A 22,027-nucleotide genomic window follows, 5' to 3' on the forward strand; every position below is an offset into this window, starting at 1 on the left:
ATCCATAGGACTGTCTGCATAAGGCTGAACAAAACCTGTTTGCTGTGCTTTATAACCGTAATGAATAATGTATTTACTAAAATCAGTATCATTCGTAGCTTTTTCACTAACAGCATTCCACATTTCTAAAAATGTCACTGTAAGCGACTGAACAGCATCTCCTTCTAAACGAATACCTGTATCTTTCCACTGTCCATACGGGTGTGTGTAATTAAAATATTCGTTTGCTAGATTATATCCACCTGTAAATCCGACTTTTCCATCAATAACTGTTATTTTTCTATGATCACGATTGTTCAAAAACAGATTTAAACCTGGCATAAACGGATTGAATACACGGCAATGAATTCCTATTGTCTCCATTTTTTTCACAAAATCTGTGTTAATAAAGCCTATAGAACCCATATCATCGTAGAATACTCTAACTTCCACGCCTGCTTTTACTCGCTCTTCCAGAACATCTTGAATCTTATGCCATGCTTCAGCGTCTTCTATCGCATGATATTCCATAAAGATAAACTTTTGTGCTTTCTCCAAATCCTTAAGCTGTGCCTCTAATCCTTTCACTGCTTCATCAAAATACACAATATCCGTATTCTGATAGATTGGATACTGCGAATTTCTTTGTATGTAACTTGCTATATTTCCTGCTTTCGGAATTGTTTCTTTTATTCTGCTCAAACACTCCTGACTGTCCGGAAGCATTGGTAACAATTTGCTATCAATTTCTGCATACCGCTCACGCATTTTATGTGTGCCACCATTCAAACCAATCAACAAATACAGGCCTACACCCATAATTGGGAAAATTAGAATTAAGATGACCCAAGGCATTTTCATAGAGGATGTCTTATTTGATGCGTACAATCCCAAAACCAAGATCCCACTCAAAATCCTTGTAAATAAATTTATGACTTCTGCATATTCATTCAAGCGTGTTACGATAGTAATAATAAAAATCACTTCCAGAAGAATGCAGATTATGGAAAAACACAGCCGTTTTACCCCATTTTTTGTTTTTGCTTTGCCCTCTAAAGTATCTTGTTTCATATATATTCCGCCTTCCTACTTGCTCAGTTTTCTCCCTAAATTTCGTGGAACATACCAATTTTGTCTTTTATTCTCTGCATTTCATTACACCGGACTGGATAAGTTTGGTGCGGATGTCCTCATACAGTGAAATAATTTGATACTTACAAGTATATTCCAAATAGTCAGAATTGCAATAGGTAACCTGAGCTGTTTTCAACTGCCAAGGCAAATCTTATTCGGTATGCCCGAAGATCGTCGCAAATGTATTCCTTCAATGGTAACAATCATGGAGATTAGTGTTTATCTGGAGATTACCAAAGGATAAATAGAAGCAGTATTAAAGCCGTTCACCACGCAGATTTTCCAGCGTGGCGAACGGCTTTTTTGCTGCCCCTATATTTACAGGTAGGAGGAATCGAAGAAGTCTTTTAATGTAATTCCCAAACCCTGACAAATTCTTTCAATCGTCTCTACGCTTAACTGCCCTCCTCGACGGGCAGTACTTTGGATTGTGGAGTACGATATCCCGCATTTTTTTGTCAACACACATAGATTCATATCACGCTCTTGCATCAAATCCTGAACACGCTTGATCGTATCCACGAAAACCCCTCCCATCTTTTTAGTTCAAAACTTTTCCAACGATCTCAAATCTTTGCTCTGGAGATATAAGGATCGGCGAATATTTGGTGTTAAGAGAGACCAAAACCGGTTGGTTATGCGCCACGCCATAGCTGTCGGTAAGGAACTCTGCTTGGGATTTGTCTGGGGTATGTTCGTCGTATTTTTTCAGATATCCACAGTCATCATATACGAATATCCCGATATCCCCGCATTCAAGTTCTTCGCAGCGCTTCACCCATACAATCTGTCCGTTATGATAACGCGGCTCCATACTATCACCGCTAACGTATATCCCGAACTCGGCACCAGCCGGAACGCTACTGGCAGGCACTTGTATCTGCTGGAACATTTCACCCTCAAGAAAAGCTCCTAGACCTGCCGATACTGGCAACTCTGATACAGGCATCATTATGTAGTCGATTTCCGCGGGCTCTTCTGCGTCTGGCTGGTAGCGCCGGGATGCAATCAAGTCCATTTCGTACTCAGCGACTTTTTTTTGCCCGATGTCATTTAGAAGGGCGGGTTTCTGAAAGTTCTTTGTAAAGTAGGAAGGACCCTCCTTGATGTTCAATGCGTAGCAGATTGCAACTAGTTGATAGATGCTAGGAGTGGTATAGCCTTTTTCCCATTTGCTGATTCCTTTATCACTGACATCGACGCCATAGTGACGGAGAAGTTCAGAGAAAGCTACAAGTGAATAGCCATTCCTTTTTCGTGTGCCTGCGAGAATCTGACCAACCTCATTGCTATCCCTCGCAGCGACTGCATCATAGCGCACTGTGGATGGGGCTATGTGTATTTTGGTGAGCGTGGTTTTCTTTTTCATAACAAGAACACTCCTTTGTGATCCGGTAGCTCTATTATAGTATAGAAAATACAGGAAATCAATAAGAAATCTCTAAAATAGCGACAAATGCGTAATTGACATCTCCATAAAGCAGGTATATAATCGAATCAAATCCACGAATAACAGCTTTTTGGTGTTGATTCTGGACCGAAATCATATTTGTTCGGTGTTTTTAAGAGGTGATATTATGAGAAAAGAAAACGTAAGATGCCCGATGTGCGGAACCATGAACTATGATGTAGATCTTGATGCAACCGATGGCTGGACAAAATGCCGTCTGTGCAAAGCGGTAACCTGCTCTATGGATGAGTGGAAAAAGCATACAGTGTCCGTTCCTCTGTTAAACGAAAAACAGTTCGTGGCACGCAGTATGACTCGCAAGTAATGCACGCTGCATTCTGATAAATCTGCAAAAAGGAGGATTTCTGATGTATGGTGATTACAACCTTCGCCGTGAGAAAAGATACGTCGAAGTGGATGTTCGTTTTACTCCTGACGGTAAGATCCGTCCTCTTGCCATAAACTATGACAAGACTCGCACTTATGGAATTGACCGTGTTTTGGCAGTCAGGCATGGCACATCGCGCCTTGGCGGAAAAGGTCACTGCTTCACCTGTCTAATCTGCGGGCAGAAGCGAAGTCTTTGGCTTGAGCAGGGCAAGTGGTTCGTGGAAGCCTACTGTGCCACATCAGAAGGTAGGGCTTCATAATGGCAAGATACTTATCGCGTGCAGAACTTTCGTGCATGGCAGGCAAATATATTGAAATGTACTATGCACTCTTCGGAATAAGCAAAAATAACCCAGTTCCTATTAACCCAGAGCAGTTTGCAAGTTCTGTTCTTGGACTGAACCTGAAGATGTTGCCGCTGTGTAGCGATGGTCACATCCTTGGATTAACGGTTTTCCAGAGATGTAGCTTCACAGCAACCCTTGGGGATGGGACAAAGCTCCTTGAAGTATTTATGCCGAGAGACATTGTGATTGATTCCTCCCTTGCAGCAGACAGATGCACTGGATGCCGGAATTTTACGATAGCACATGAAACGGCGCACCAGATTCTGGCTGACCAGTTTCCGAATGATTACGGAAAAGCAGCCAACTGTCGCGGGCACATTGCCTATCGAGAGCGAAATGGTCAGCCCTCGTGGGAAGAATGGCAGGCAGATACCCTTGCAGCAGAGCTGCTGATGCCAACATTTCTGATCAATGCCGAAATAGAACGTGTAGCGTTGACTCTGCCAAATGGGATTCTGTACAAATCAGTGTCTGACCCTAACTATGAAAAAATTCTGGAGATGGCTCAACGGATTGGGGTTTCTTGGTCTGCGATCAGGATCAGACTGCAGCAGATGCAGGTTATAAGAGGCAAACCCATCCACTGCCATCCATTGGACATCATGCGATTTGGAGAATGAATATGATTCAGTTAAAGAACCGTCCCTTTGCCGGTAAAGCACCGACTACTACACAGCAGGCAGAATTTAGCATAGGCTGGAGATTTTGCCCTGTTTGTGGAAATAAGTTATACCAGAAAATCGAGGGGTGTTCAGGTATACTACAAGTGAAGTGCAATAGATGCAAAGAAACCCTGAGACTTGATCTGGCCTTTAGATGCCGGTGATTTTCCAGTCATTTTAACAAATACGGGTGCATTGCACCCTGAATATGGACTGTTCGCTCCGAGCAACGGGCCATTGCCGCAAGGCAATGTATGAAACGTGCTCCAAATAGCCGGGCAACAGCTGATTGAGAGATTTTCTTTGAAGATCCCTCAGTTGGTTGTTGTCCGGCTATTTTTTTAGCCTTCAGGTAGCCTGCTCCCGTAAAAAGGAGCAGGCTTTATGTTTGTCCGTTTTTCGTGGATGCCCCAAGCGGCGAAATATCCGTAGCCTTCCAAATTTTCGACTTTTCACGACTTATCGAAAATTTGGAGGTTTAACATGGGCTTTAACTACGGTTTGGAAAAGAAGAATTTTGATAGTCAATGGGCTATGACCCGCAAGCAGTATGAGGATGCTGGTATGAGCAGTGAAGCGATTCACGCAATGTACGATTACGACTGGTCTGTTTTTAACGCTAATCGTTCTTACCAGAACCATACGCAGGAAATGGCAGCGCCGTCCTTTGAACAGAGCGAAGAATCCTACTCGCCCTTGATGGACAAGTATCAGAAAGCTATTTCCGTTACGGATCACTACTGCGAAACCAAGAGCTGCTTCACATGGATCGGCGAAATTGAGAACGAGCGGCTGCTGGCTGCTCTCGAAAATTTATCGGAACTCGACCTCAAAATTCTTACGCTCTATGTCTATGCTGGGTACACCGAGTCCGAGATTGCAATGACCTTGGAATCCAAAAGGATTACGATTCATAAGCGAATCGAACGAATGACTATGTTTTTGAAGAACTTTTGAACCATTTTCTTTTTCAGGTAACAATTTGGCCTTTTTCGATGCCTACCAAGTGAAGGGACAATTTTCCAAGCGGCACTCGCCGCAGGGAAAAACGTCCGACCTCATGAACCTTGAAAACTGAATAGTTCCGTCATCTGGTACTCCGATAATGATACTTCCGTAATTCGCGGCCCGGTCACAAAGCAGACGGGGTGGCTGAAATGCCAATGAAGCGGTACAAGTCCGCTGCCAGATGTTCATGCCCCACTCGCAGGGGGCCGAGGGCGAATATGCGAGACCTTTAATCATATTGATCCGGGAACTGCCGGGTACGTTTTTGCGCATTCGGCAGTTCCCGTTTTTTACGTATCCCAATTTAATCTTTACCCGAATATCCACTTTGATACATATAGGAGGACATTTTTATGGACGAGTTGAACCCCACGGTGCGCGAGCAGGAGATCTACGAGGAGATGGAGCTGACCCCTGAGATGGTCAAGTCCATCCGCACCCTCTGCGGTACCTGTCTGCGGCACTTTGTGGATGCAAAGGCATTCAAGATCGCACTTGTACCCAGCGCAGACCGGAGCATGGACACCTGCACCGTCTGCCAGATGCGGCGCGGCTACGATTATGTGGTCATGCACCGCTGACCCAACCATACCACCATACCGTGAACGAAGCCCGCTGCGGAACATCCGTCAGCGGGCTTTGCACATAACAACATGGAGGTACAATTTTGCAGCAAAACTGGAAATTCCAACGCGGAGACATCTTCTTCACCCATTTTGGGGCGAGCACCGGCTCGGAACAGTGCGGTGACCGTCCGGCGGTCATTCTTCAGAATGACGTGGGCAACTATCACTCTCCGACCCTGATCGTTGCGACCATGACAAGCAAGGCGGAAAAGAAAGTAAACCAGCCGACCCACTGCCTGTTGGAAAACGCAGGGTTGAATATGCCGTCCGTTGTGCAGGCAGAGCAGATCTTCACCATCGACAAGAGCCGGGCGCTGAAGTATCTGGGGCATCTGACCCCAGAGGAGATGCGCAGGGTGGATGATGCAGTGCGTATCAGCCTTGCGCTGAACCCCATGGGCAGCATCCAGCAGATGGAGCCTATCCGGCGCTCTACGGCGCTTTACGCGCCGCCTGAGGTGGTGGATGGCAAACCACCTGTCTACCCCTATACGCCCATCAAATCGTCTTTTGAGAACGCCGGAAGCATCGAGGAAATGATGCTGTACACCGAGTTGCAATCCGCGGTTCATGCCATGATCCAGCGGTTGGAATACAGCTTCACCTTCAATCCCAGCCTGCTCACCAGCCCGAAGCGGAAGCAGCAGGTGGCTGAGATCTTAGAGGAAGCCGAGAAGTACATTTGGAGAATCAAGGAGGAAATGCGATGCGCCTGAACGAAAACAATACTTTCATTGGTATCAACCCGCCGTACCAGCTTTCGGTCATCCACAGCAGCAAGCTGATCTATCCCCGCGAGATCTACCAGCGGGGCGTGGAGCGCAAGCGGGTGGAGCTGATCGCCAGAGACTTCAATGAGTACATCGTTAACGAGCCGAAGGTCAGCTTCCGCAACGGCAGGTACTATGTGATGGACGGGCAGCACACCATCGAGGGCTGCATCCTCCTCAACGGTGGCGCGGACCGCCCGATCCTCTGCAAGGTCTACACCGGCCTGACGATGGAGCAGGAAGCCCTGCTCTTTGCGGAGCAGAACGGTCACGCCGCCCCCCTGTCGGCGGGCATCAAGCTGCGCGCCAAGGTAGTGGGCGGCGATGCGCCTTCCAAGGCGTTTGTCGCAGCCACCAACCGGGTGGGGCTGTCCCTCAACTACGACAGTATGCAGCTGAGCGACTACCGCATCAGCTGCGTGGGCACGGCGCTGAAGCTGTACGACCAGCTGGGCGAAGAGATCTACTGCGAAGCCCTGCGGCACATCGTGGCGGCGTGGGAGGGCAGACCGGATTCCTTCCGGGCGGCTGTCCTGCGGGGCGTGATATACTTTGTACAGCTGTACCACGGGCAGTACAGCGCGGAGCGGCTTGTCCGTGCGCTGAGCGGCGTCCATCCCATGGAGCTCTACCGTATCAGCCGGGATAACCCCGCCAAGCTTCCGGGCTGGCGGCGGTACGTTTATCCCATCTACACCACCTACAACGGCAAGTGCAGGAAAGACGCGCTGCCGATGAAGTTCTAAACTCAAATATCTCCTTTGGCAAGGGCGATGGTACCCGGAAAAGACCATCGTTCTTTACATATAGTGTTTTCTTTCAAATAATTGACATATTGAACTAGAAAGGAGAGGACAGGAATGGGCGAGATCGCAGCCTGCACTTTGATTCAGGAAGAGCCCGACCGCAAGACGGAGCGGTACATGATGATGTTCAAGGATTACCCGGATGTGGTATCCGTAGACATTCTTCAGGAAATGCTTGGCATCTGCCGGAAGAATGCGTATCTGCTGGTCAAGCAGAATAAGATCCACTCGGCGCGTGTAGGACGCAGTTATAAGATACCAAAACTCTGCGTGGTAGAGTACCTGATCGATCAGAATCGGCAACTTGGAGGGATGCGCCTATCAAACTCTCTTGCGCCATCCTTGCAAAACACCCCAGAATCTTCTAAACTTATGATGCCTAAGCAAAGGACATTTGGCTGCGAACAGAAAGGAGCATAACTATGACAAATGTGGCCGGACATTTAAGAGAACAAAACGGTATGTATCAGATGATTCTGAGCTGGAAAGACACAAATGGAAAGCGCAGAACCAAATCCATCAGCACAGGACTTCCGGTTAAAGGAAACAAAAAAAGAGCTGAATCTCTGTTGCGTAAAACACAAAAAGAGTTTAACCCGGAAACGATGCAGCAGGTTTCCGACCTGCCGGTATCGGAATATCTGAACCGCTGGCTTCGGGAAAGTGTGATGAACCTTTCGCCCGAAACCTATGGCAGATATGCTTATGATCTGGGAAGAGTAGTTGTCCCATACTTTGAAAAGAAGCGGCTGTCTTTGAAAGCACTCTCTCCGCGCGATCTGGAAACATTCTTCCGCTATGAGCGTCAGCAGGAGGAGGCCAGTGTACAGCAGCTTCTTGATTGGCACAAGGAGTTGACCGATGCCCTGCAATATGCCGTTGCCAATAATTGGCTGAAGGTCAGCCCCATCAAAGAAGTTGACCCCTGCCTTGATAACTCCCCGGTACTTTTCACCGACTTCATCACGGACTGGTTGAAAATGATGAAGTCACGAGTGGAAATCACAACCTATGCCAGCTATGAAAGAGCAATCATTCACAAGATCGTCCCATATTTTGAACCGCTCCACTATACATTACAGGATATGGAACAGCATCCCAAATACATCCAAGACTTCTACCAGCATGAGTTGGATCGTGGCCTTACGGCAAACACCGTCATTCACTATCACGCCAACATCCGCAAATGCTTACAGTATGCTTTTCAAATCGGCATGATCCGTTCCAACCCGGCAGATCGCGTTGAACGTCCTCGTAAGGAAAAGTTCAAGTCGGAGATTTACAGCGGTGAAGAACTGGAGCAACTTTTCAAGGTGATTCAAGGTGACCCTTCGGAGTTTGGCGTCATCATGGCTGCATTCTACGGGCTGCGGCGCAGTGAAATTGTTGGTTTGAAATGGGATGCCATTGACTTTGAGAACAAGAAAATCAGCATTCAGCATACGGTTGTGACCGCAAAGGTCAACGGAACGGTAACGGAAATCGCACGAGATAAGACAAAAACAAAGTCGAGCTGCCGGACACTTCCCCTAATCCCTGCCTGTGAGCAGATGCTCAATAAAATGAAAAAGGAGCAGGAGCAGAATCGGAAGGTCTGCGGCAAAAGCTATTGCACCGATTATCTTGACTATATCTATGTAGACCCGATGGGAAAGCGGATTAGGCCCGACTTTCTGAGTCAGCATTTCCCGGATTTTCTGGTCGCACACCAGATGAAGCGTATCCGCTTTCACGATCTGCGCCATAGTTGTGCCAGTCTGCTCTATGCCAATGGCGTGAGCCTGAAGGAGATTCAGGAGTGGCTCGGTCACAGTGACATCAGCACAACAAGCAACATTTATACACATCTGGATTTCTCCAGTAAGGTGTCCTCGGCGAATGCAATCGTCAACATCTTCCCAGAAAACACCAAAGTATAAGAAACTGAGCAGAAAAAGAAAAGCAGCCCAAAATCTTTCGATTCTAAGCTGTTTTATGATGGAGTGCCGATGGTGGGACTCGAACCCACATGGTTTCCCGAACGATTTTGAGTCGTTTGCGTCTGCCATTCCGCCACATCGGCTTATATTCAATTTTGGGACATTAGTACCGGTTTCTGAAGATTGGAGGGATGTTCAGGAGGGATGTAAGAAATCCTGCTTCGACAAACTCTCAAAATTCAACGAATACTCGTGAATTTCTCGCACAGACACGAAAAAACACGAAACGGATTTTGAGTCCCCCTCGTCTGCCATTCCGACACACCGGCGTATGTAGAACAGTACTATTATAGCGGATTTTCCGTCCAAAATCAAGACGCTATTCCCTTTTGCAGAAAAAAGAATTTTTCGCCTTCCCTTTCCGGGGATTCCGTGGTATCCTTACAGCAAAAAAAGAGCCTGGAGGTTCCTATGAATCACACGTTTTCTGCTCCCGTTACCGCTGCACAGCGTCAGCGGGACACTCTGCTGGGCGCGCTGGTGGGGCTGGCGCGCTCCACGGTCAATGAATCCAAAACGGAGGACACTGACCGCATACTGGCTGCCGGTCTGCGGCTGGCGGCTGACCCCAAGGCCGCCGAGAGCGCGCTGCTCCGGCTGACTGACATCGTTGAAGCCGAGAAGCACCGGGTGGCTCCCAACTGCGCTGCCTGTGCCATGCCCTGCGGAAACACCAGCAATTATGACCTTGCCCGTTTGTGGGGCGCACCCGCAGAAATTTGTGCCCTGAAAGTTCGACTGCTTTCTGCGGTCTGCGTCCTTGCCGGACAAAAAACGACGGCACAAATCCAGAAGGAGATCTGCGATGATCTATTTGTGCTGGCAGAGGACTGGGATGCTGAACTGCTGCTGTCCATCGTCACACGGGCCGAGGGACTGTGCACCCAGTAACTTTTCCAGAAACAAAAAAGCATTTCCTGCCTGAAAACGAACCTTTTTTCACAAAACCTCTTTACAAATGCGCCGCAAAAAACTATTATATAGTTATATGCTGCTGTTTGATGCAAAGTTTTTCTACCGGTGCATTCCGGTATTATTCCCACACGCAAAACTATATGAGAAAGAAGGTAGAATCCATGTCAGTGAAAAAGCCTGTCGTTCCTGCCGCTGCAGAAGCTCCCGCAGCCGAGGCAAAGCCCGCACGCAAGACCGCAAAGTCCGCTGTCAAAACGGAGAAAGCCCCCAAAACGGAAAAGACCGCCCACAAGGGCCGTCCCCCGCTTTCCCCTGAGATCTACGTTGAATTTGCCGGCAAGCAGTATAACATCACCGATCTTGTGGACCGCGCCAAGGCCGATTACCGCCTGACCCACAAGGTGGGCGTGCAGTCCTGCAAGATCTACGTCAAGCCTGAGGAAGAGGCCGCCTACTATGTCGTCAACAAGGTCGGCGGCAAGCTGCCTCTGTAAAGGCTGTGTTTCTGTTTTTCACCGCACAGAAAAAGACCAGAGCTGTTCTGCCAAGTGGCAGTTCAGTTCTGGTCTTTTGTTTTACAATGTTACAAACCCATACGCTCTTCCCTGACGCGGAACGCGGGGTCTTACTTCAGGAACTTATGCACGGCGCGGGCCACGATGCCGCCCAGGATGCCGGAGACGAGGAACTCAGCCACGCCCTGGACACCAACCAGCAGCACAACGAACATCAGGGGGTTGGCAGCGCCCTTAACGGACACCAGGTTCTGGACATAGTCGCAGTTGTAGAACGCCAGCACGATATAGCCCATGAAGAACAGAGTGTTCAGGGCCGGAGCGCACATGGCGCTGACGATATAGCTCCAGGTGCGGCTCTTATCCAGCTTGCTCAGGCCGTTGAAGATCAGGCCCACACACACGCCCATCAGCACACGCATGCCCACGCAGAGGATAAAGGTGTTGACAGGGCTGACCTGGAACAGAGCGCCGGTCATAGCGGAAGCACCGGTAATGGCATCATAGAAGCTCACCGCGCCGAACACGCCGCCCAGCACAGCACCGGCCACAGGGCCCATGGTGATGGCACCCACCGCAATGGGCAGGGTCAGGAAGCTCATGTAAAGCGGGCCCATGGGCACACTGCCCAGGCCGATGGCCTTCATTACAAGCTCGATGGCGACCAGCAGTGCCAGTCGGGTGAGAGTGCGAAGATCGTTGTTTTTCATAATTCAGTTTTCCTCCTGCTGCCGTTCCGCCCTATACGTCGGATACGGCGCAAATCTGGTTTTTTCTGTCAGGGAATCTATAAATAAGCGGGCAAGCCCACCTTATTTATCACAGGGAAATTTGATGTCGGCGCTCCGCCGGGCCACGGTCAGCACACGGCTGACGGCCACGGAGGTATCCAGCATCCGGCTGCACAGCTCCTGGTCACCGCCCTCGATGGCCCTGGCAAAGGCGTGGAACTCCGCCGCCTGCCGGGGTCTGCCGCCGTTCAGGTTGAAGTGCTCTTCCTTGCCCTGATTGGGGTGGAAGGTCACGCCACCGCACCAGTTGGCCGTGGATTTCTGCAGGATATAGCCCTTTGTGCCCTGGATGACATACCGGGCAGGCGCACCGCAGTCCTTGGCGGCCATGCTGACTGCCTTGAAGCTGTTGTACTCCATGGTCAGGATACCACTGGTGTCGATGCCGCGCTCCATGTTGGCCAGGTAGTGCACCTGGTTCGGCTCACCGAACAGGCCCACGATATAGCTGATGTTGTAGACGTTCAGATCCATCAGGGCACCGCCCGCACACTCCGGGTCAAAGGAGACCGGCGTTTCCCCGGCACAGAAGGCATCGTAGCGGCTGGAATACTGGCTGAAATTGCACTGCACCAGCTTCACCCTGCCAATGCGGGGCAGCAGCTCCCGGATCTTGTTGTAGTTTTCGAGGTACTGGGTGGTCATGGCCTCAAACAGGAACACCTTTTTGCGGCGGGCCAACGCCGCCAGCTCCTCGGTCTGGGCAGCGGTGCAGGCCATGGGCTTTTCCACAATGACATGCTTCCCCGCTTCCAGCGCCACCTTGGCATAGCGGTAATGCTGCAGGTTGGGCACGGCCAGATAGATCACGTCCACCCACTGCAATAATTCAAAATAGTTCGTGGTGTGCTGGGGAATGCCGTACTGTTCGCACATCTCGTCGGCCACCGGCGCACTGCGCTGGGTGCTGCAGAGCGCCTGCACCGTAAAGGGGCAGTCCGGCCCTGCCAGCCAGGGCAGAAACTCCCGCACGATCATCCCCGTGCCCAGGATCCCTAGTTTCATTGTTCTCTCCATCCTGTTTCGTCGTCAGCCGTTTTTGTTCTTCTCCTCGCGGCGTTCCCGGCGCTGGGAGCGGGGACGGCGGCCCCGGCGGAAATTGTTGTTCGGGTTCCGCCGCCTGCCCCCGGCGGCATAGTGCGGCTGAGGTGCGTTCATCTGGTACAGCAGTGCCAGCCCCTTCAGCAGCAGCTCCGGGTCGTAGGTCAGCGGATGGCGGCAGAGCGGCGTGACATACTTTGCCAGCCCGCCCGTGACCACCAGGGTGGCCGGACGGCCCAGCTCTTCCTCAATGCGCTGGGTGATGCCGTCCAGCAGGACTGCCGTGCCCAGCACAGAGCCCGAAAGCATACAGCTCTCAGTGTTCACACCAATGGCTGCTTTGGGGGAGCTCAGCCGCACCTGCGGCAGCTGGGCACAGCGCTCCCCCAGAGCCCGCAGGCCGGTGGAAAGCCCCGGGCAGATCACACCGCCCCGGAATACCCGGTTCTCATCCACAACATTAAATGTAGTGGCAGTGCCCAGATCCACGGTGATGACCGGCAGCGGGAAGTTCGCCGCAGCGTAAGCGGCATCCACCAGCCGGTCCTTGCCCACGGCATGGGGGTCAGGCACCCCCATGGTCAGGCCTGTGCGGATCTCCGGCGAAACGATGACCGGCTTTTTGCCGGTGTAATAGCGGGCGCACTCAGCCAGTGCCCCGGTGATCTGGGGCACTACGCTGGTCAGCACCGCGCCCTCGAACCGGATGGGCTTTTCCGGGTGGCGGCGGTGGGCAAACACCTTTTCCATTTCAATGCGGTATTCCGCGGCGGTACGGGTGCGCACCGTATCCATGTGGGCCACAAAGCATACACGTCCGTCCTTGATGCCGCCCAGGGCGACGGTGGTGTTGCCTATATCAATGGCTAAGATCATATTTTACCTTTCCTGCAAAACCTCTCAGGCGCTTTGCTCCGGCTCCCCTGCCAGAGGAGCCGGTTGGCTTGCCTCTCCCGGCAGGAGAGGCGGCAAAGACGCAGACCTTGACGGAGAGGTTTTATTCTAAGTCAAGCTATTTTACCGCATTTTTGCGCTGGATACAAGACCCAACCGAAAGATTTTGTTGTGCTGGCGGTGATTTTGGATTATACTAAAGAGGCAAACCCGCAAAACAGGAGGTTTTTTGGATGGATCTGCAGGGCAAATGCGTCCTTTTGGGCGTTACCGGCGGCATTGCCGCCTATAAAATGGCAAATGTGGCCAGCGCACTCAAAAAGCTGGGGGCGGACGTGGAGGTCATTATGACCGAGAACGCCACCCATTTCATCACCCCTCTCGTCTTTGAGACGCTGACCGGCCACAAATGCATGGTGGATACCTTCGACCGTGATTTCAAGTTCGAGGTCACTCACATCTCGCTGGCCAAAAAGGCGGATGTCGTTCTGGTGGCACCGGCCACGGCCAACGTCATTGCCAAAATGGCCCACGGCATTGCCGATGATATGCTCACCACCGTGGTGCTTGCGGCCAGGTGCCCCAAGTTGGTCAGCCCGGCCATGAACACCGGGATGCTGGAAAACCCCATCACGCAGGACAACCTCAGAACGCTGGAGCACTACGGCTTCACGGTCATCCCCTCTGAGAGCGGGGTGCTGGCCTGCAAGGATGTGGGCAGCGGCCGCCTGCCCAAGGAGGATGTGCTCATCGAGTACATCCTGCACACCATCGCCCGGCCCAAGGATCTGGCCGGTGTCCGCATCGCTGTGACCGCCGGGCCCACGCAGGAGCCGCTGGACCCCGTGCGCTACCTGACCAACCACTCCACCGGCAAGATGGGCTATGCCATCGCCCGGGCCGCCGCCATGCGGGGAGCAGAGGTCACCCTCATCCACGGCCACACCGACCTGCCGCCGGTCCGCTTCACCACCGATGTTCCCATTACCACGGCGCAGGATATGTACGATGCCGTGACCAGCCGCTTTGAGGAGATGGACGTGCTGGTGATGGCTGCCGCCGTGGCCGACTACCGCCCCATGACGGTGGCAAGCGACAAGATCAAGAAAAAGGACGGCGACCTCTCCATCCCTGTGGAGCGCACCGCCGACATTCTGGGCACCATCGGCCCGAAAAAGACCCACCAGTTCCTCTGCGGTTTTTCCATGGAGACCCGGGATATGGTGGAAAACTCCACGGCCAAGCTGACCCGGAAGAATCTGGATATGGTGGTGGCCAACAACCTGAAGGTCGCCGGAGCCGGTTTTGGGGTGGACACCAACGTGGTCACCTTCATCACCCCCGACGGTACCCGGGAGCTGCCCCTGATGAGCAAGGCTGATGTGGCCGATGCCATTCTGGATGAGATTTTGAAGCGCAGAGGTTTATAAAAACTTTTATCCCTCTCCGTCAACCCGGCGGAGAGGGTTGTTTTTGTAAGAAAAAACGTTCACTTTACCCTGCTTTTACAAAAACATTTTTCAAAATCCGGGCAAATCACTTTCCAAAAGTGCAATTTTGATGTATTCTATTCCTATCCGCTGTTCAGGTCCACTGTCCGCGGAGGAACCACAAACGAAAGAGGGGTGCGCACAGATATGCTGAAATATCTGGCAAAACGCATCGGGCGTTCCATCCTGACGCTGTTCGTCATTGTAACGCTCGTGTTCTGCCTGCTGCGGCTGATGCCGGTGGAAGGCTACTTTGCAAACTACGAAAAAATGACCGAGGCCCAGATCCAGGCGGGCCTGCAGTCCATGGGCCTGCTGGACCCGCTGCCGGTGCAGATCGGCCGCTTCTGGTGGAATGCCCTCCACGGCGACCTGGGCGTGAGCCATATTTATAAGGTAAACGCCTCGGTCACCGGCATCTTGGCCAAGAAGCTGCCCATCTCCATCCAGATGGGCGTGTTTGCCATGCTGCTGAGCCTGGTCATCGGCATTCCCATGGGCCTGCTGATGGGCCGGTTCAAGAACCGCTGGCCGGATAAGATCGGCACCGCCATCATCGTGCTCATTCAGGCTGTGCCTGCCGCCGTGTATTACCTCTATATTCAGATGTACGGCACCACCGCCCTGGGCGTGGGCCTGCTGTTTGATGCCTCCGACTGGCGGTACTGGGTGCTGCCGGTCTGCTCCATGAGCCTGGGCAACGTGGCATTCTACGCCATGTGGCTGCGCCGCTACATGGTGGACGAGAGCAACAAGGATTACGTCCGGCTGGCGCTGGCCAAGGGCGTGAGCGAGAGCAACATCGCCCTGCGCCACATCTTCCGCAATGCCATGGTGCCGCTGGTGCAGTATATTCCCTCTGCCTTCCTGAACACTGTGGTCGGCTCCATCTACATCGAGAGCCTGTATTCCATCCCCGGCATGGGCGGCCTGCTGGTCACCTGCGTCCAGCGCCACGACAACACCATGGTGCAGGGCATCGTGCTGCTGTACGCCTGCGTGGGCATCATCGGCCTGATCCTGGGCGATCTGCTCATGGTGCTCATCGATCCCCGCATCAGCTTTGGCAAGAAAGAAGGTGGCCGATAATGCTGTTCCACATGAAAGATCACAAGGCAGCTGTTCTGGAAAACGACCTGAACAAGCTGCAGAAGGACGGCCCCGCCGCTTGGGCCGACCTGCCCGAGGACGAGCTGTTCACCCCCGCCGGGTTCAGCGAGGAGCGCGCCGAGGCCACCTCCTACTCCAATTACAGCTATTGGGGCAGCACCTTCCGTGCTTTCTTCAAGAATAAGATCGCCGTGGCCCTGCTCATTGCACTGGTGTTCGTGGTGGGCTTTGCCTTTTTGCAGCCTTATCTGCCCGGTCAGGCAGATCCCAATCTCTGCCAGGTAGACTCTACCACCGGCATCCAGTTCCGCAATATCGCCCCCGGGGAAGAGGGCTTTATCTGGGGTTCCAACGCCATCGGCCAGGACCTGTGGGCCCGCATCTGGGCCGGTGCACGCACCAGTCTGACCATCGCCTTCTTCGTGGCCCTCATCGAGGCCGTGGTGGGCATCACGGTGGGCGTGCTCTGGGGCTATGTCCGCCAGCTCGATTTCTTCTTCACCGAGCTGTACAACATCTGCGATAACATCCCCTCCACCATCATCCTGATCCTGATCTCCTATGTCGCATCCCCCAGCATCCAGACCCTGATCCTGGGCATGTCCATCACGGGCTGGATTGCCATGGCGCGCTTTATCCGCAACCAGATCCTGATCATCCGCGACCGTGATTACAACGTGGCTTCTCGCTGCATCGGCACCCCCATCCGCCGCATCGTGCTGCGCAACCTGCTGCCCTATCTGGTATCGGTCATCATGCTGCGCATGGCCCTGACCATCCCCGCCGCCATCGGCAGCGAGGTGTTCATCACCTATATCGGCCTGGGCCTTTCTGTGGAAACGCCCTCTCTGGGCAACCTGATCAACGACGGCCGCAAGGTGATGATGCAGGCGGGCCTGCGGTACCAGCTGCTCTACCCCACCATCATCCTGAGCTTTGTCACCATTGCGTTCTACCTCATCGGCAACGCCTTCTCGGACGCTGCCGACCCGAAGAACCACCTGCAGTAAGGAGGGACAGAAGATGAAAAAAAATCAGCTCATCCTTTCTGTAAAGGACCTCAACATCAAATTCAACCTGCGCGGCAAGGTGCTGCATGCCATCCGCGGCATCGACCTGGACATCTACCACGGCGAAGTCCTTGCCATCGTGGGCGAATCCGGCTCCGGCAAGAGCGTGTTCACCAAGAGCTTCATGGGCCTGCTGGATGCCAACGGCTCCATCACCTCGGGCACCATTGATTATTACGGTGCCGATGACGGCAAGCCCATCCGCCTTTCCGACCTGAAAAAGGAGAAGGACTGGCTGAAGGTCCGGGGCCATGAGATCGCCATGATCATGCAGGACCCCATGACCAGCCTGAACCCCCTGAAGACCATCGGCGACCAGATCATGGAAGCCGTGGAGCTGCACCAGCATCTCAAGGGCAAGGCCGCCCGGGAAAAGACCCTTGAATACCTGCGGGACGTGGGCATTGCCGACCCCGAGGTGCGCTTTGCGCAGTATCCCCACGAGTTTTCGGGCGGTATGCGCCAGCGCGTTGTCATTGCCATTGCGGTGGCCTGCAACCCGCAGATCCTGATCTGCGACGAGCCCACCACCGCACTGGATGTAACCATTCAGGCCCAGATCCTGCAGCTGCTCAAGGAGATGCAGGTCAAGTACAACCTGACCATCGTCCTCATCACCCACGATCTGGGCGTGGTGGCCAACATCGCCGACCGGGTGGCCGTCATGTACGCAGGTGACATCGTGGAGATCGGCACCTCCGATGAGATCTACTACGATCCCCGCCACCCCTACACCTGGGCGCTGCTGTCCAGTATGCCCCAGATGGGCATCAAAGGCGAGGATCTGTTCAACATTCAGGGTACACCCCCGAACCTGTTCACCGAGATCCACGGCGATGCCTTTGCCCCCCGCAACCCCCAGGCGCTGAAGATCGACTTTGTCAAGCGCCCGCCCTACTTTACGGTCAGCCCCACCCACAAGGCCAAGACCTGGCTGCTGGACCCCCGGGCCCCCAAGGTGGAACCGCCTGCCGCCGTCAAACTGTTGAAAGAGGAGGGGATGCAGGATGCCTGAAAATCGTGACATTCGCGTTTGCGAAGCAGCGAACACCCCAGTGGAGTGTTCGAGCGAAAAAACGGTCTTGCGCCAGCAAGATGGAGAGGCCTCGCCCCGGCAGGTCCTGCTTGAGGTCAAGGACCTCGAGGTGACCTACGGCTCCGGCCGCAAGGCCTTCAAGGCCGTGAACCGTGCCAACTTTGAAATTTACAAGGGTGAGACCTTTGGTCTGGTGGGCGAATCCGGCTCCGGCAAAACCACCATCGGCCGCGCCATCATGCGCATCCTGCCCACCTCGGGCGGCGAGATCCTGTACAAGGGTCAGAAGATCAACGGCAAGATTTCCCGCCAGCTGGACCAGCAGGTCATCAAGGAGATCCAGATGATCTTCCAGGACCCGCAGTCCTCCCTGAACGAGCGTGCCAAGGTCAGCTACATCGTGGGCGAGGGCCTGCAGAATGTCCGGCCCGACCTGACCGCCGCCCAGCGGGAGGAGAAGGTCCGGCAGGCACTGCTGGATGTGGGCCTGCTGCCTGAATTCGCTTCCCGTTTCCCGCATGAGTTCTCCGGCGGCCAGCGCCAGCGCATCGGCATTGCCCGTGCCCTGATCGTGGAGCCAGAGTTCATCATTGCCGACGAACCCATCTCGGCTCTGGATATGTCCATCCGCGCCCAGGTGCTCAACCTGCTGCGCCATCTGCAGAAGGAGCGCGGCATCACCTACCTGTTCATCGCCCACGACCTCTCGGTCATGCGGTACATTTCGGACCGCATCGCCGTCATCCACAAGGGCGATATCGTGGAGCTGGCCGATGCGGAAGAGCTGGTGACCCATGCCATCCACCCCTACACCCGCAGCCTGCTTTCCGCCATCCCCATGCCCAACCCCAGGCTGGAGCGGAAGAAAAAGCTGCTGGTCTACGACCCCGCCATGCACGATTACACGCAGGAGGCTCCCCAGTGGCGGGAGCTGCGCCCCAGCCACTGGGTGCTCTGCAGCGAGCAGGAGGCCAAAGACTGGCTGGCTGAAATGTAAACTTTCTCTTGCGTTTTTTGACAAAGTTCGCCCTTTGTTTCTTGACATTTCCACCCTGCTCTACTACAATAGCTCTTGTACGTATTGTGTTGTTTTTGACAAACGGACGAAATTTAAGACCCCATTGAATCCAGCTGCCCCGGCTGCGGGTGCAGTGACTGCTCAAAGGACAAAGGACAATTTATGACAACATCCAACACCCCGATCTATGCTTCCCAGGCACGTCCCTGGCTGAAATTCTACGATCAGAAGTACATTGACCAGACCATGCCCGCCTGCACGGCGTTTGAGCTCGTCTGCCGGCAGAACAAGAACCGGCTGGGCGAGACCGCACTGGAATACTATGGCCGCAAGTTCACCTACGCTGATTTTATTGTCAACGTCAAAAAGACGGCAGCAGCCCTGCGGGCCGCGGGCCTGAAAAAGGGCGATATCGCCACGGTGGTCAGCGTGATGACCCCGGAGATCATCTTTGCGTTCTATGCCGCCGACATGATCGGCGCGACTCTGAACCTGGTGGATCCCCGTTACAGTGTGGAGGGCATCCGCGAGTACATTGAAGAGGTGGATTCCCACCTGCTGATCTGCCTGAATGTGGTGTATGAGCGCTGCCATCAGGCTGCCAAGCGCACCCATGTGGAGCATGTGGTGGTGCTCTCCCCGGCCGATTCCTTGCCGCTGCCTCTGGCGCTGGGCTACAAGGTCAAGAATCTCGACAAGAACAAGTATCACTCCAATGTCATCCACTGGAAGCAGTTCCTTGCTGCCGGGAAGGACGAGAGCATTGCCGCGGAGCCCTATGACCCGGAGCACGCCTGCGTGGTGGTGCACACCGGCGGCACCACTGGCTCCCCCAAGGGCGTGATGCTGACCGATAACAACTTCAACGGCATCGCCATGCAGTTCTCTGCCTGCGACACGCTGTTCTCCAAGGGCCAGTCCCTGCTGAACATCATGCCCCCCTTCATTGCCTACGGCTTTGCCTGCGGCGTACATCTGCCGCTGACGCTGGGCATCAAGGTGGTCATCATCCCCAACCTCGACCCCAATAAGCTGGGCAGCCTGATCTGGAAGTACAAGCCCGAACACATGTTCGGTGTGCCCTCCCACTACCAGCAGCTGGCTGTTGACCCCAAGCTGCAGAACAAGGATCTCTCCTTCATCCGCAACTATGCCGCGGGCGGCGATGCCATCGCCCGGGGTGCCGAGCAGACGGTCAACGACTTCCTGGCCGCTCACAACGTGGAATTCCCCATCGCCAAGGGCTACGGCATGACCGAGGCATCCTCTGCTGCCACCGCTGCTGCCGGCCGGAACAACAAGCCCGGCAGCGTGGGCCTGCCACTGGTCAACACGCTGGTGTCCGCCTTTGAGCCGGGCACCGACACGGAGCTGCCCATCGGCCAGCGGGGCGAGCTGTGCATCTCCGGCCCCGGCGTTATGAAGGGTTACTACAACAAGCCTGCCGAGACCGCCGCCATCCTGCGCACCCATGCAGATGGCCGGGTCTGGGTGCATACCGGTGACATCGGCTATCTGGACGAGGACGGCTTTGTCTATCTGGACAGCCGGATCAAGCGGCTCATCATCCGCCACGATGGCTTCAAGGTGTTCCCCTCCATGATCGAAAATGTGGTCAGCCAGCATCCCGCCGTGCATCAGTGCTCTGTGGTGGGCTGCGCCGACAAAGAGCATGTGCAGGGCCGCCTGCCTTTTGTCTATCTGGTGCTTGACCCTGCGGTTCCCGCCGCCAAGCGCAAGCAGATCATCAAGGAGCTGCGCCAGCTCTGCATCGAAGAGCTGCCCGAATATGTCCAGCCCGTGGGGTACAAGATCATCCCCGAAATGCCCCTGACACTGGCCGCTAAATTTGATTATCGCAAGCTGGAAGAAGAGATCACTCCCCGCGATTATTAAGCAGAATAATACACATTGGAAAGGATTCGTGACGACACCATGAAAAAGAAACTGATTGGCCTGGCCCTTTCGGCCGCCATGCTGTTCTCTGTCCTGAGCGTTCCGGCCTTTGCAGCCGCCCCGGAAGAGAGCGCAGACCCCGCTCCGGCCACTGAACAGACCGCCGCAGAGGAGGAGAACTGTTTCTTCACCTCCAGCAGCACCGAAGAAGAGAAGGAGCCCAACTCCATCACCTATGTTGCCCTGGGCGACAGCATCTGCGCCGGTATCGGCTTGACTACCGTTCAATATGCACATAACTTGATGGGCGTGGACGTTTCCTTCAACTTCAAGGGTTACCCCGAGGCCTGCTATGTGGGTCAGGTGGGCAAAAGCCTGAATCTCGACCGGGATCATGCCATCAACCTTGGCCTGCCCGGCGTGATGAGCAAGGATATGCTGGAGCTGGTCAAGACCGGCACCATGGCCGAGATGAACACCCTCTCCGGCTGCCAGTACAATTACCCCGAGTTTGTAGATTACATCAAAAGTGCCGATGTTATCTCCATCCAGCTGGGCTCCAATGATGCTTTTGTGCCCACCGTGGTCTCTTTTGGTGAGGCCACCAACTGGAAAAGTGAGGACCTGGCTTCCATCGTGCTCAGCGGCAACCTGCGCGGCAGCAGCAAGGAAACCGAGGACGCACTGAACGAGAGCCTGAAAAAGCTCAGCCTGACCCGCAGCGAGAAGGATGCCGTCTGGAACCTGTTCTTCTCTGGCATGAACAAGATCTGCGAGAACGCTTATCCTGAAAGCAGCAGCAACCTGCGCCAGATCGTGGCGACTGTCAAGGAACTGAACCCTGATGCTCAGATCCTGATCATCGGTGCCACCAACCCTGTGCCCCTGCTGCCCAGCTGGAGCAACTACTTCAGCAAGCTGAACAACTACGAAAAGCAGCTGGCCGATGTTTACGGTGCCACCTACGTTTCCATCCCCTTTGCTCAGACTGAGCTGGATGGCCACCCCACCGTCTCCGGCCACAAGTACATCGCCGACAAGATCGTCAAGGCAATCGAAGCCCAGCAGTAAAATGAAAGAGGAACAACCCTCTCAGTCAA

24 protein-coding genes and 1 tRNA gene are annotated in these 22,027 nt (G+C 53.8%); 18 read left to right on the forward strand and 7 right to left on the reverse strand.

What is annotated here, in order from left to right; all coding sequences use genetic code 11:
- From J3352_RS07650 to J3352_RS07660, 3 genes are all read right to left on the reverse strand, one after another.
- On the reverse strand, nt 1-1,050 hold a 1,050-nt coding region (locus tag J3352_RS07650), incomplete at its 3' end, for a phospholipase D-like domain-containing protein (protein WP_207700497.1).
- Nucleotides 1,051-1,431: 381 nt separating this feature from the next.
- Nucleotides 1,432-1,635, reverse strand: a complete 204-nt coding sequence (locus J3352_RS07655; RefSeq protein ID WP_242821978.1) for a helix-turn-helix transcriptional regulator — start codon at nt 1,633-1,635, stop codon at nt 1,432-1,434.
- Between the two features lie 19 nt (nt 1,636-1,654).
- The gene (locus tag J3352_RS07660) at nt 1,655-2,482 is read right to left on the reverse strand and encodes a LexA family transcriptional regulator (RefSeq protein ID WP_156066563.1); all 828 of its coding nucleotides are present in this window, start codon (nt 2,480-2,482) and stop codon (nt 1,655-1,657) included.
- Between the two features lie 208 nt (nt 2,483-2,690).
- Between J3352_RS07660 and J3352_RS07665 the strand changes: the two genes are divergently transcribed.
- The 9 genes from J3352_RS07665 to J3352_RS07705 all read left to right on the forward strand — a co-directional run bounded on the left by J3352_RS07665 (nt 2,691) and on the right by J3352_RS07705 (nt 9,091).
- Complete coding sequence (locus tag J3352_RS07665) at nt 2,691-2,888, forward strand: hypothetical protein (RefSeq protein ID WP_081027658.1); 198 nt, start codon at nt 2,691-2,693, stop codon at nt 2,886-2,888.
- A 43-nt stretch (nt 2,889-2,931) separates the two neighbouring features.
- Complete coding sequence (locus J3352_RS07670) at nt 2,932-3,213, forward strand: hypothetical protein (protein ID WP_156066561.1); 282 nt, start codon at nt 2,932-2,934, stop codon at nt 3,211-3,213.
- Nucleotides 3,213-3,920, forward strand: a complete 708-nt coding sequence (locus J3352_RS07675) for an ImmA/IrrE family metallo-endopeptidase (protein ID WP_197036535.1) — start codon at nt 3,213-3,215, stop codon at nt 3,918-3,920. Before J3352_RS07670 ends, J3352_RS07675 begins: the two co-directional genes overlap by 1 nt.
- A 525-nt stretch (nt 3,921-4,445) precedes the next feature.
- Complete coding sequence (locus tag J3352_RS07680) at nt 4,446-4,919, forward strand: sigma-70 family RNA polymerase sigma factor (RefSeq protein ID WP_156066559.1); 474 nt, start codon at nt 4,446-4,448, stop codon at nt 4,917-4,919.
- A 404-nt stretch (nt 4,920-5,323) separates the two neighbouring features.
- A complete protein-coding gene (locus tag J3352_RS07685) occupies nt 5,324-5,551 on the forward strand; it encodes a hypothetical protein (protein WP_005927345.1) in 228 nt (75 codons plus the stop codon).
- 86 nt (nt 5,552-5,637) lie between these two features.
- Nucleotides 5,638-6,312 carry a type II toxin-antitoxin system PemK/MazF family toxin gene (locus J3352_RS07690; protein ID WP_097839050.1) on the forward strand — a complete coding sequence of 225 codons (675 nt, stop codon included), beginning with the start codon at nt 5,638-5,640 and terminating at the stop codon, nt 6,310-6,312.
- Nucleotides 6,303-7,112, forward strand: a complete 810-nt coding sequence (locus J3352_RS07695; RefSeq protein ID WP_156066557.1) for a DUF6551 family protein — start codon at nt 6,303-6,305, stop codon at nt 7,110-7,112. The genes J3352_RS07690 and J3352_RS07695 overlap by 10 nt, the downstream gene beginning before the upstream one ends.
- A gap of 114 nt (nt 7,113-7,226) precedes the next feature.
- Nucleotides 7,227-7,592, forward strand: coding sequence for a helix-turn-helix domain-containing protein (locus J3352_RS07700; RefSeq protein WP_156066555.1), 366 nt, complete (start codon nt 7,227-7,229; stop codon nt 7,590-7,592).
- Nucleotides 7,593-7,594: 2 nt separating this feature from the next.
- Nucleotides 7,595-9,091 carry a tyrosine-type recombinase/integrase gene (locus tag J3352_RS07705; protein WP_156066553.1) on the forward strand — a complete coding sequence of 499 codons (1,497 nt, stop codon included), beginning with the start codon at nt 7,595-7,597 and terminating at the stop codon, nt 9,089-9,091.
- Between the two features lie 64 nt (nt 9,092-9,155).
- Here the strand turns inward: J3352_RS07705 and J3352_RS07710 are convergent.
- A tRNA-Leu gene (locus J3352_RS07710) sits at nt 9,156-9,234 on the reverse strand.
- 328 nt (nt 9,235-9,562) lie between these two features.
- Between J3352_RS07710 and J3352_RS07715 the strand changes: the two genes are divergently transcribed.
- Entirely contained in the window at nt 9,563-10,042 is a 480-nt protein-coding gene (locus tag J3352_RS07715) for a hypothetical protein (RefSeq protein WP_099357287.1), read from the forward strand.
- Nucleotides 10,043-10,227: 185 nt separating this feature from the next.
- Complete coding sequence (locus J3352_RS07720) at nt 10,228-10,560, forward strand: DUF6465 family protein (protein ID WP_035393739.1); 333 nt, start codon at nt 10,228-10,230, stop codon at nt 10,558-10,560.
- Between the two features lie 131 nt (nt 10,561-10,691).
- On the opposite strand, the gene J3352_RS07725 is transcribed toward J3352_RS07720, so the two are convergent.
- The 3 genes from J3352_RS07725 to J3352_RS07735 all read right to left on the reverse strand — a co-directional run bounded on the left by J3352_RS07725 (nt 10,692) and on the right by J3352_RS07735 (nt 13,289).
- Nucleotides 10,692-11,291: an ECF transporter S component gene (locus J3352_RS07725; protein WP_005931752.1), complete on the reverse strand. Its 600-nt coding sequence runs from the start codon at nt 11,289-11,291 to the stop codon at nt 10,692-10,694.
- Nucleotides 11,292-11,393: 102 nt separating this feature from the next.
- The gene (locus J3352_RS07730) at nt 11,394-12,377 is read right to left on the reverse strand and encodes a Gfo/Idh/MocA family protein (protein ID WP_035393742.1); all 984 of its coding nucleotides are present in this window, start codon (nt 12,375-12,377) and stop codon (nt 11,394-11,396) included.
- A 24-nt stretch (nt 12,378-12,401) separates the two neighbouring features.
- Nucleotides 12,402-13,289 carry a type III pantothenate kinase gene (locus tag J3352_RS07735; protein WP_005931758.1) on the reverse strand — a complete coding sequence of 296 codons (888 nt, stop codon included), beginning with the start codon at nt 13,287-13,289 and terminating at the stop codon, nt 12,402-12,404.
- A gap of 251 nt (nt 13,290-13,540) precedes the next feature.
- Here J3352_RS07735 and coaBC point away from each other — a divergent pair, with 251 nt between their 5' ends.
- From coaBC to J3352_RS07770, 7 genes are all read left to right on the forward strand, one after another.
- Nucleotides 13,541-14,737, forward strand: coding sequence for a bifunctional phosphopantothenoylcysteine decarboxylase/phosphopantothenate--cysteine ligase CoaBC (gene coaBC, locus J3352_RS07740; protein ID WP_156066551.1), 1,197 nt, complete (start codon nt 13,541-13,543; stop codon nt 14,735-14,737).
- A gap of 207 nt (nt 14,738-14,944) precedes the next feature.
- Entirely contained in the window at nt 14,945-15,886 is a 942-nt protein-coding gene (locus J3352_RS07745; RefSeq protein WP_005931767.1) for an ABC transporter permease, read from the forward strand.
- Complete coding sequence (locus J3352_RS07750; RefSeq protein ID WP_005931769.1) at nt 15,886-16,917, forward strand: ABC transporter permease; 1,032 nt, start codon at nt 15,886-15,888, stop codon at nt 16,915-16,917. The genes J3352_RS07745 and J3352_RS07750 overlap by 1 nt, the downstream gene beginning before the upstream one ends.
- A 13-nt stretch (nt 16,918-16,930) precedes the next feature.
- Nucleotides 16,931-17,992, forward strand: a complete 1,062-nt coding sequence (locus J3352_RS07755; protein WP_156066549.1) for an ABC transporter ATP-binding protein — start codon at nt 16,931-16,933, stop codon at nt 17,990-17,992.
- Nucleotides 17,985-19,010 carry an ATP-binding cassette domain-containing protein gene (locus J3352_RS07760; protein ID WP_242699914.1) on the forward strand — a complete coding sequence of 342 codons (1,026 nt, stop codon included), beginning with the start codon at nt 17,985-17,987 and terminating at the stop codon, nt 19,008-19,010. The genes J3352_RS07755 and J3352_RS07760 overlap by 8 nt, the downstream gene beginning before the upstream one ends.
- A gap of 183 nt (nt 19,011-19,193) precedes the next feature.
- Nucleotides 19,194-20,927: a class I adenylate-forming enzyme family protein gene (locus tag J3352_RS07765; protein ID WP_156066547.1), complete on the forward strand. Its 1,734-nt coding sequence runs from the start codon at nt 19,194-19,196 to the stop codon at nt 20,925-20,927.
- A gap of 39 nt (nt 20,928-20,966) precedes the next feature.
- Entirely contained in the window at nt 20,967-21,998 is a 1,032-nt protein-coding gene (locus J3352_RS07770) for a GDSL-type esterase/lipase family protein (RefSeq protein WP_156066545.1), read from the forward strand.
- Nucleotides 21,999-22,027: the final 29 nt, after the last annotated feature.

The sequence above is a fragment of the Faecalibacterium sp. Marseille-Q4164 genome (assembly GCF_017377545.1).
Taxonomy (GTDB): domain Bacteria; phylum Bacillota; class Clostridia; order Oscillospirales; family Ruminococcaceae; genus Faecalibacterium; species Faecalibacterium duncaniae.

Coding starts and splice junctions, on each gene's coding strand:
- J3352_RS07705 (WP_156066553.1), top strand. CDS start 7,595: ATGACAAATGTGGCCGGACATTTAAGAGAACAAAACGGTATGTATCAG.
- J3352_RS07695 (WP_156066557.1), top strand. CDS start 6,303: ATGCGCCTGAACGAAAACAATACTTTCATTGGTATCAACCCGCCGTAC.
- J3352_RS07715 (WP_099357287.1), top strand. CDS start 9,563: ATGAATCACACGTTTTCTGCTCCCGTTACCGCTGCACAGCGTCAGCGG.
- J3352_RS07725 (WP_005931752.1), bottom strand. CDS start 11,291: ATGAAAAACAACGATCTTCGCACTCTCACCCGACTGGCACTGCTGGTC.
- J3352_RS07735 (WP_005931758.1), bottom strand. CDS start 13,289: ATGATCTTAGCCATTGATATAGGCAACACCACCGTCGCCCTGGGCGGC.
- J3352_RS07760 (WP_242699914.1), top strand. CDS start 17,985: ATGCCTGAAAATCGTGACATTCGCGTTTGCGAAGCAGCGAACACCCCA.
- J3352_RS07745 (WP_005931767.1), top strand. CDS start 14,945: ATGCTGAAATATCTGGCAAAACGCATCGGGCGTTCCATCCTGACGCTG.
- J3352_RS07680 (WP_156066559.1), top strand. CDS start 4,446: ATGGGCTTTAACTACGGTTTGGAAAAGAAGAATTTTGATAGTCAATGG.
- J3352_RS07770 (WP_156066545.1), top strand. CDS start 20,967: ATGAAAAAGAAACTGATTGGCCTGGCCCTTTCGGCCGCCATGCTGTTC.
- J3352_RS07750 (WP_005931769.1), top strand. CDS start 15,886: ATGCTGTTCCACATGAAAGATCACAAGGCAGCTGTTCTGGAAAACGAC.
- J3352_RS07665 (WP_081027658.1), top strand. CDS start 2,691: ATGAGAAAAGAAAACGTAAGATGCCCGATGTGCGGAACCATGAACTAT.
- J3352_RS07755 (WP_156066549.1), top strand. CDS start 16,931: ATGAAAAAAAATCAGCTCATCCTTTCTGTAAAGGACCTCAACATCAAA.
- coaBC (WP_156066551.1), top strand. CDS start 13,541: ATGGATCTGCAGGGCAAATGCGTCCTTTTGGGCGTTACCGGCGGCATT.
- J3352_RS07660 (WP_156066563.1), bottom strand. CDS start 2,482: ATGAAAAAGAAAACCACGCTCACCAAAATACACATAGCCCCATCCACA.
- J3352_RS07765 (WP_156066547.1), top strand. CDS start 19,194: ATGACAACATCCAACACCCCGATCTATGCTTCCCAGGCACGTCCCTGG.
- J3352_RS07675 (WP_197036535.1), top strand. CDS start 3,213: ATGGCAAGATACTTATCGCGTGCAGAACTTTCGTGCATGGCAGGCAAA.
- J3352_RS07720 (WP_035393739.1), top strand. CDS start 10,228: ATGTCAGTGAAAAAGCCTGTCGTTCCTGCCGCTGCAGAAGCTCCCGCA.
- J3352_RS07685 (WP_005927345.1), top strand. CDS start 5,324: ATGGACGAGTTGAACCCCACGGTGCGCGAGCAGGAGATCTACGAGGAG.
- J3352_RS07670 (WP_156066561.1), top strand. CDS start 2,932: ATGTATGGTGATTACAACCTTCGCCGTGAGAAAAGATACGTCGAAGTG.
- J3352_RS07730 (WP_035393742.1), bottom strand. CDS start 12,377: ATGAAACTAGGGATCCTGGGCACGGGGATGATCGTGCGGGAGTTTCTG.
- J3352_RS07700 (WP_156066555.1), top strand. CDS start 7,227: ATGGGCGAGATCGCAGCCTGCACTTTGATTCAGGAAGAGCCCGACCGC.